Genomic DNA, 1,971 nt, shown 5'->3' with positions numbered 1-1,971 from the left:
TCGGCGGTGGCACTTCCGGCAAAGGCAGCATGCCCTTAGAGATCACAACCAGACCCCAGGACCTCCCGGCGGCTTCCGGCGGGATTTCGGCGGCTTGATCAGCAGCTCTGCTTTGCGCTCTATTCGGCAAGCGGGCTGATGACCCGGCTTTACCGGCCGCTGCTCGATCCGCTGGGGCTGACCTACCCGCAATATCTGGCGATGCTCGCGCTATGGGAGCGAGCGCCAAGCACGGTGGGCGAGCTTGGCGAAGTGCTTGGGCTTGATTCGGCGACGCTGACGCCGTTGCTCAAGCGGCTGGAAGCATGCGGCCTGGTCACACGCCATTGTCATCCCGTCGCACCACGTCGCGTGTCGCTGCACGTGCGGGGTATGAAGAACTTAAGCCGCTCATTGAGCTGGGAGAAAAAACCGAAACGTTCGAGCAACGATTGAGCGCGGCCCGCAATGCGGCGGCCCTACAAGCATGATTAAATTGATCTGGATGGTTAGCCGTTGGATCGCGCCGGGGCAAAGCCGCGACTTCTGAGCCATGGAGAAGATTGCCATAGCTCACAATTGTTGCTATCGTGAGTTATAGAAAGGTGCCCTATAACTCATGGTATGGAATTGGGAGCAGGCGGACTGGCCGCATTTTACCTACGATAAGAAGGCGTTGGAACCGCTGGAAAGCGAGTTCCTGTTGCGATCGGGCGAGTTCCTAGGCGTCTTTCGTCATGTCGGTTCCGACGATCGCGACCAGATCCGCATCGATCTTATCAGCGAAGAGGCCTTGAAGACATCCGCGATTGAGGGAGAGTACCTCGACCGCGAGAGCCTGCAATCATCCCTGCGCCAGCAACTTGGTCTGGGCAGCGAGACCAGGCGCATTCCGCCTGCCGAGCGCGGCATCGCTGAAATGATGGCCGATGTCTACTTGCATTTTGCCGATGCGCTGACGCATCGCACTCTCTACGCATGGCACAAGATGGTGATGTCGGGTGAGCGGCGTATCGAGACCATCGGCAACTATCGCCAGCACGCCGATGCCATGCAGATCGTTTCCAATCGGCTGGATAAGCCCAAAGTTCATTTCGAAGCGCCGCCCTCCGCGCGGGTGAAACCCGAAATCGACGCCTTCGCCGCTTGGTTCAACGATACCTCACCCAAAGGCAAGACACCGCTCCCAGCGTTGACGCGTGCCGCCATCGCGCACCTTTATTTCGAGAGCATTCACCCGTTCAAGGATGGCAACGGCCGCATAGGGCGTGCCCTCTGCGAAAAGGCGCTGGCGCAAAACCTGGGTGAGCCCAGCCTCATCGCGTTGGCCTACACGATAGAGCGCCGCCGCAAGGCCTACTACGACCATCTGGAGGCCAGCAACACGAGCAACGCGGTAACAGATTGGCTGCTCTACTTCGCCAACACGATCCTCGAAGCGCAGCGCGTAACGCTCGCTCGTGTCGAATTCTCCGTCGCCAAGGCCAAGTTTTACGAACGCCACCGGGATCACTTCAACGAGCGCCAGGAAAAGGTCATCGCCCGGATGTTCCGCGCGGGCATCGACGGGTTCAAAGGGGGGCTCAGCGCCGAGAATTATATCGCCATCACGCAGGCATCGCGCGCGACGGCAACAAGAGATTTGCAGGACCTCGTTGCCAACGGTGCACTGATAAGAACCGGCGAACGGCGACACACACGTTACGCGTTGAACATTCTTGATGGCCGCACGTAAACCACAATAGAGAAAGAAGAGGCAGGCTGTCAAAGAGCCTGCCTGCCTGAGCATCGAGGGGTGGCGGGCTGCAACCCGGCAGGAGGTCGTCGATTGGGTTACACGAGACCGGAAACGCAAAAAGTCGCGCGGTGCGATGCTGATTGTCCGGTCCCGGTGGAAGCCGGTGGTATAGTGTTAACTCAACGCGCGTTGGGGGAAAGAAGCGCGCGGAAGGGGCGGGCTGGCCTTCGAGTGGTAGCGAGAAACCTGAACAA

General features: G+C 59.3%; 1 protein-coding gene and 1 pseudogene. Both read left to right on the top strand.

The genetic code is table 11. From position 1 onward, the window contains the following. Positions 1–29 precede the first annotated feature (29 nt). Positions 30–354, top strand: a pseudogene (locus NKI85_RS37635) (MarR family winged helix-turn-helix transcriptional regulator); the annotation flags it as partial. Between the two features lie 244 nt (positions 355–598). Then, the gene (locus tag NKI85_RS37630) at positions 599–1,714 is read left to right on the top strand and encodes a Fic family protein (protein WP_352780947.1); all 1,116 of its coding nucleotides are present in this window, start codon (positions 599–601) and stop codon (positions 1,712–1,714) included. Positions 1,715–1,971: the final 257 nt, after the last annotated feature.

Source organism: Mesorhizobium sp. M0571, assembly GCF_040320985.1.
Lineage (GTDB): Bacteria > Pseudomonadota > Alphaproteobacteria > Rhizobiales > Rhizobiaceae > Mesorhizobium.
Note: the sequence above shows the minus strand (reverse complement) of the source record. Positions and strands in the feature narration are given on the sequence as shown.